The organism is Thermogutta sp., assembly GCF_014359955.1.
In the GTDB taxonomy this organism is placed as follows: Bacteria; Planctomycetota; Planctomycetia; order Pirellulales; family Thermoguttaceae; genus Thermogutta.
In genome coordinates this window covers 1-6715 of the sequence record NZ_JACIYL010000186.1, presented here as the reverse complement: position 1 = coordinate 6715, position 6715 = coordinate 1, and the positions used below count along the sequence as shown (strand labels likewise).

The window sequence follows — 6715 nt, the reverse complement described above, 5'->3', positions numbered from 1 at the left end:
GACCTGAAGAGAGTCTTCAGGATCATAACAGATGCTGAAAACACCCACGAGGGCCCGGCTTGTGACCGCGGAAAACGTGATGAGCGGCTCAAGCTGATGACGTTCGTAAATGGGAGTGACAGTGCGGAGGAGGGCAAGAACATCCTCCCCTCGCATCGGTAACACAGGCGAACACCACAGCGCACCCGCCGCCCTGGGATGGAAATCTGACGGAACAGACCGGTGTCGCCAGAAAACTCCTTTCAAATGCTCGTCTGAGGGCTCACCCTCCAGAAGCCGATACACCGAATCAGCGCTGCGCACGGCCTCTGCCAGCGGGGTTCGAACGCCCAAACGCTCTGTCATCTCCGCCAACCATCGCCCGACCGACAAAAGCCTGCTTCCAAAGCAGAAAACCGGGGCCAAACCGCGAAACGCCCGTCGAATTTCCCTCGTCGCCTGACGGGTCATTCCCCGAGAACCGTAAAGCCCTCCCATGAGATTCCACGCGCCAACGCCGAATTTCTGGCGAAGATGCTGACGAACGGCGGCCGGTAATGGTGTCCGCCCTCCCGTGAGCGAATACGGATAGGACGTCCGGGCCGAGATCACGCGCAGATCATTGGCGATGTGTACCGTGCTTCGTACCGTGCCGTCCAGACAGAGGGGACGCAGTCTTTCCACGATCTGGGCAATCTGGTGTTCGCAGGGCACCTTGAGGGCAAATCCGATGAGGGCTTCCGGAGCGGGCAGGAGCCACATGGTCATCCTGGTCACGATTCCCAAGCCCGATTGCGTGAACAGGCCGTCCACCCAGGGGCCCCTACCATAGGGAAACACGTGCTTTGCCCTGGCGTTCTCGTACCTGCCGAATCCCGTCTCAATAACGCGGCCGTCTGGCAAAACCACCTCGTAATTTCCGGCATGCAACACGCGGTTCCCGTAGGGCGTATGGCCAAATCCCCGTTGCAGGATGTTTCCCACCAGAGAGGCTTCCGGTCCCGCACCTGTGGCGTCAGGAACCAGCGGGATCTGATGGGTTTTCAAATAATCAAATAGCTGTCGCTGCGTAACGCCCGGCTCGATCACCGCGTAGGCCAATTCGGTGTTCACTTCGATAATGCGGTTCATCCGACTGAGGTCCACGATAACCATGCCGTCGCGCGGCGGCAGTGGACCTCCATAACCCCAGTTCTGTCCCCGGCTGATTGCGTGTAGAGGAATTCCGCTGGCTCGGGCAATCTTCACCACCCCGACGACCTGTTCACGGTTGGCTGGACGAACGGCAGCCACAGGACGGGTCACGTACTTTTTCGGTAAGGCACCAGGACTGTAACGTTTTACGACTGTGTCCGGGCCATCAACGTTTTCCGGTCCCAGCAGTTCGCTCCATTTGCGAAGGGCAATCCACAGAGGAGCAGGCTGTGGAGAGGTTGGTGGCACGGATCGCACAGGAAAAGTTTGACTCGGTGTGCCTATAATGTCAGTGTGGGCTTGCTCGGACGGGGATGGCGGAATCGGAATCGTCATGGCTATTCGAAGGTCTGTTGTCAAAAGCAACGTTCAGGTGAATTTGGAAGATCGCGACTGGTTGCCCGAAGAAAACGTAGCTTTTTTTAATCGCGTTTGCGGCGGACGGTGGCCTTTTGCGGGAGAACAGCTCCTCAGACAAACCGGAATTGATCACCGACGAGAGTCCCCGAAAAATGGGGGTTTGCAAGTTGACATGCAGGGGTAGCGGGCGATACATTAGGGGGTGATGGGAAAGCGGGAAAGTTGGCCGTCCGATCCGGCACGTTGATGAGGCACCTCTCGACGACCGTTATCGGCTAGGGTTGCAGAAAGATTAGTAACAGGTATCTGGGACCGGCTCGCCGGCCTGTCGTGCACGGCTTTTCAGACCGAGGTAAGCGAATATGCCCAAGGTCGAGACTTGTTGGGGAATTGACATCGGAAATGCGTCTCTGAAGGCTCTTCGATTGCGACCGGGCGAAAGCCCACAACTCGTGGTGGCCGAGGCGTTTGACTACATTGAGTATCCGATGCTTCTGACGCAACCCTCGGCGGATCCGGCCAGTCTTGTGGAGACCGCTCTCCGGCAGTTCCTTTCGCGCAATGAAGTCCGGGGGCATAAGATTGCCATCTCGGTTTCGGGTGCTACGGGGCTTGCACGCTTCATCAAATTGCCGCCCGTCGAATTGAGCAAGTTGCCCGACGTGGTACGGTACGAGGCCAAACAGCAAATCCCGTACGATCTCAACAGCGTGGTCTGGCGCTATCAGAGACTGGATGCTGGTGGTGGTGAGAGCGGATTCACGCTGGGAACGACGATTGGCTTGTTTGCCCTCAAGCGGGAGCAGGTCGAAGCGGCCCTTCAACCCTTTCAGAATCTCGGCATCGAGGTGGACATCATCCAGTTGAGTCCCCTGGCGATTTTCAACTATGTGCGGTTCGACGCCATGCCGGACCTGCCGCCACCGGACGAATATGACCCGGACAACCCACCACCCGCGGTGGCTGTCATTTCGATGGGGACGGACAGCACGGACCTCGTGATCACAAACGGTTACCGCGTCTGGCAGAGGAATATCCCTATTGGCGGTAGCCACTTCACCAAGGCGCTCAGTAAAGAGCTCAAATTAACCTTTTCAAAAGCCGAGCATATCAAGAAAAATCCTACCACGTACTCGGACCCCAAGGCTGTCTTCCAGGCCATGCGGCCGGTCTTTACTGAGCTTCTCTCAGAGATTCAGCGCTCGATCAGCTATTACAACTCGATTGAACGATCCATCGAGATCACGCGGGGTCTCGCGCTGGGAAACCCCATGAAATTGCAGGGCCTGCGCGCCTATTTGGAAAAGGGCCTTGGTTTTCCCCTGGAGTCGGTGGAACACTTCGAACGTCTGATGGGGCCCGACGTCGTCCAGTCGCCGGTATTCCGAGAGAATCTTTCCTGCTTCGCTATCGTCTATGGACTGGCGTTGCAGGGGATCGGACGGGCGTATATGGAAATCAACATGCTTCCGGATGAAATTGTCAAAGACCGCTTCATCCGGGCAAAAAAGCCGTGGGCACTGGCTGCCGCGACGACTTTGCTGTTTGGATGTGCGGTGAGCTTTGCTGCTCAGTCGATGGCTTTGAGCACCGTATCTCCAGAACGTTTCGGCGATGCAGAACGTGCGGCCACGCAGGTCCTCAACACGGTAAAGCAGTATCAGTCTGAACTCGCCTCTGTGGAGGCCGAATTCGACAAGATCAAGGCGATTGGCAGTAATATCACCGGCAGTATTGAAGGGCGTCTCTTATGGCTGGAATTGCTCACCGCCATCAACCAGGCACTACCGCAGTACGAGCGGAAAGCCGCTGAGACTCTGGATGTCTCAAGTGCCGGAGACACTAAAAAGCAACAGGAAATTCTCGAACGCCGTGATGAAATTCACATCACCAGCCTTGAGGCGGTACGGATGGAGCAACTCGAAACCTGGTGGCAGCAGATGGGCGGGTGGTATCGTCCCCCTGGGGAAAAAGAGCCCGAGCCGCAGGCCACAACCGCTGCCGCGGCTGGAAGCGCCATGGGCAGTACGGCCGGGTCGGCAACGTCACCTTACGGTCCAAGTTACGGAATGAGTTCGGGGCCCGAGTCGATTTACGGTGGTATGGCGGGGGCCGTCCTGGGCGATCCACCCGCCCCCAATCCGCCGCCTGCGGATATCACGGGCCCCAGTGGGCCGGGATACGTCATTCGCCTCACCGGGTACCATTTCCACAATAGTGATGTGGCCGGCACGGATCAGGGTGCCCAGTATGTCCGCAACACCCTGATTAAAAAATTGGAAGAAGGTCAGTTTTTGATCAACGGCAAATGGGTGACGGCGAAAGAGCTGGGCATTATGTACCCCATGCTCATCAATCCTGGGCGTATTCAGGTGGTGCGTATCCGCGATCCCTTCTACACACCACCCACCACGCCAACGGGCACGCCGGGGTCGCCGATCCCGCCCTTGGGCACGGCACCGAATTTGACCGGAATTCCCGGATCGCCCGGCACGGTGATGGGCCCAGGCGCCACGTCAACGACGACCGGGGACAATATCCCCGGCTTTATCACCTTGCGGAGATTTCAGTTCACCATCCAGTTTGCATGGCAGCCCAAGACGGAATCAGAGAGGGAAGAAGCCCGAAAGCAAGCCGCTGAAGAGGCCGCGCAGCAAGCTGGAACAGCGGAAGAGCCAACGGCGCCAGGTGGTACCGCACAACCGGCGCCGGGTACGGTTCCTCCGGGGCCAGGTTCAGCTCCTGGTGCGGCAGCCCCGGTGGGGGCAACTCCCGGAACACCCCAGCCCGGAGTTATGCCGCCGCAGGAAGCACCTCCGGCGAGTGGCCCAGGACCTGGTGTTCCCCAGGTGGGAGTGCCGCCGCAACCGGTCCCCGGGAACGTTCCTGGAACTCCACCGCCAGTCGGCGGGCCTGGACCAGGCGCACCGGCCAATCCGGCAACGGTTCCAGGTCCAGCGGCACAGCAACCGCCGGCTGATGCCGCCTCTCTGCCGGATGCTCCGATTTTGCCGAACGAAAATCAGGCAACTCCGGTGCCACCGTCCGGCGGACAGGCCGGCGCTCCCCCTGGCCAGCAACATCCGACCGGTCCAGCCGGGCAAACACCGGGGCCGGGTGCGGGCACTCCTTAACGGCTGACGGACAATCGCACGATGCGCGGCGAACAGGATACGTGAAGGAACCTCAATATGAACCAGTTGCAACCAATCCTCGCGGCGATCAAGAAGTGGGGTTTTTGGGTCATCTGTAGCTTGGCTGTGCTGATCGGCCTGGGGGTTTGGTTTGTGGCCCAGCAGTCGGTCCAGGCCAGTATCAAAGCCCGAAAGGAACAGCTCGAAGGACTCAAGTCCCAGGTCAGCGGTGTGCAGCCAGGTTCACCCAATGCCCAGGTCATTGAAGCCACCAAGAAAAAGATCGAAGAACTGAAGGCCGATGTCTACCAGGCATGGGTGTCCATGTACGCCGCTCAGAAGGAGAAGAATAAATGGCCGGCAGCGTTGGGACAGGAGTTTCTTAACTGGGTCAATCAGCCTGGCCGTAAGTTTGGGGATCCGATTCCGGAACGGTTTCGGGAAATTTACCTCAATTTCATCGATCAGCACTTCCCCACTCTGTTCGAAATCATCAATCTCCGCCGACCCAAGGGAACAGATCTCAAGCGACTGGGGAGTATCCGCGCGATGTCCGGACCGGGAGGTTACGGAATGGCCGGCTACGGCGGTTCACCCGGCTATCCTGGAGCCGTGAGCACGGTGGGTGAAGAGGGATTGGGAGCAGGTTATCCCGGCACGGGATACCCGGGTGCTGCGTATCCAGGCGCAACCGGTGCCGGTGCCCCAGCACAAGTCGAGATGGAAGGAATTGTGGAGTGGAACCCACAGAATATCGCCGCCATTAAGCAGCGTTTTGCCTGGGTGAAGGTCCCAACTTCCGAAGAGATCTGGAATGCCCAGGAGGATCTCTGGGTCTACGAAGCTCTGTTGCGGATTATCGCCAAGACCAACGAAGGTGCGACGGGCCCCCACAACGCGGCCGTTAAACGAATTAACGCCATCGAGATTGGCCCCGATGCCGCACGGTACCTGGCGAGCAGTGTGGCGGCGGCGATGCCGACTGGATCCGGGAGTATGGGGTCGCCCGGCTCAGCACCGATGGGTTCCGGGCCGGTTGGTCCGGAAGCCGCAGGAGGTGAGTATGGATCGGGCTACGGAGCCCCTGGTACAACACTTTACGGACGTTACGTCGATGCCGACGGAAAACCGCTTCCACCAGGTTCGCCCCAACCGTTCGCTGAATTCAAGATGATGCCCATTCGGATGGATCTGGTGGTGGATCAGCGTAAACTCGACCAACTTCTTGTTAACTGCGTTAACTCGGATATGCCGATCCGTATCACTCGTGTCCTGGTCCGACCAAGCCAGGCATCGATGGGGCAGCCGGGTGGTCCCATGGGGTATGGCGGCATGGTCAACACCATGTCGGAAAGCTACGGCGAAGAAACCGCTGGACCGGGTTACGCGACGAGTTCCTATGGTACGGGCACACCGGGAGCTACGACCACGTCCGCTACGAGCAATTATGATGTCCCGGTGATCATCGAGGGGATTATTTACATTTTCAATCCGCCCAACATCGAAGAACTTGGCAAACCAGGGGCTCCCGAGTTGCCGTCAGGCCAATCGCTGGCGCAACCACCGGCAGAGCAAGGACAACCTGGTGCAACGGCTCCTGAATCGGCGGCGCCCACTCAGCCGGGGGCGGGACAGCAGCCCGCTACCCAGCCACCGACGACGCCGCAGGCACCGGCGGGTGCTCCCCAGGGCCCAACACCAGCGCCGCCTGGTGGCGCCCAACCGGCGGCACCGGCGCAAGGCGGCGCGCAGCCCGGGGGTGGGACGCCACCCACCCAGCCGCCAGCTCCTGGCAATGCGGGAGTGCCGCCAAATCCGGCTCAGCCGGCGCCTGGTGGGCAGGGGGCGGCTGGAAATGCCCCTGCTCAGCCCTTAGCACCGCAACCGGGAACACCGCCGCCTGCTGGGCCGCAGAATCCAGCCAATCCACCGGCGGCGCCACCACAAACCTGAAAAGTATCGCATTGGCAAGCCTGCTTGACACCAAGCTGGAAAACAAATCAACTGTAGGGGATAAATACTCGTCGCGACCCTGAACGTGGGGATTC

General features: G+C 59.4%; 3 protein-coding genes. 2 read left to right on the top strand and 1 reads right to left on the bottom strand.

Annotated elements, in window-relative coordinates:
• A partial coding sequence (locus H5U08_RS07735; RefSeq protein ID WP_297031863.1) for an FAD-dependent oxidoreductase occupies positions 1 to 1422 on the bottom strand: 1422 nt, incomplete at its 3' end.
• A 473-nt stretch (positions 1423 to 1895) separates the two neighbouring features.
• Here H5U08_RS07735 and pilM point away from each other — a divergent pair.
• Positions 1896 to 4667 carry a type IV pilus assembly protein PilM gene (pilM, locus tag H5U08_RS07730; RefSeq protein WP_297031861.1) on the top strand — a complete coding sequence of 924 codons (2772 nt, stop codon included), beginning with the start codon at positions 1896 to 1898 and terminating at the stop codon, positions 4665 to 4667.
• 57 nt (positions 4668 to 4724) lie between these two features.
• The gene (locus tag H5U08_RS07725; protein WP_297031859.1) at positions 4725 to 6620 is read left to right on the top strand and encodes a hypothetical protein; all 1896 of its coding nucleotides are present in this window, start codon (positions 4725 to 4727) and stop codon (positions 6618 to 6620) included.
• The last annotated feature ends 95 nt before the right edge of the window (positions 6621 to 6715 follow it).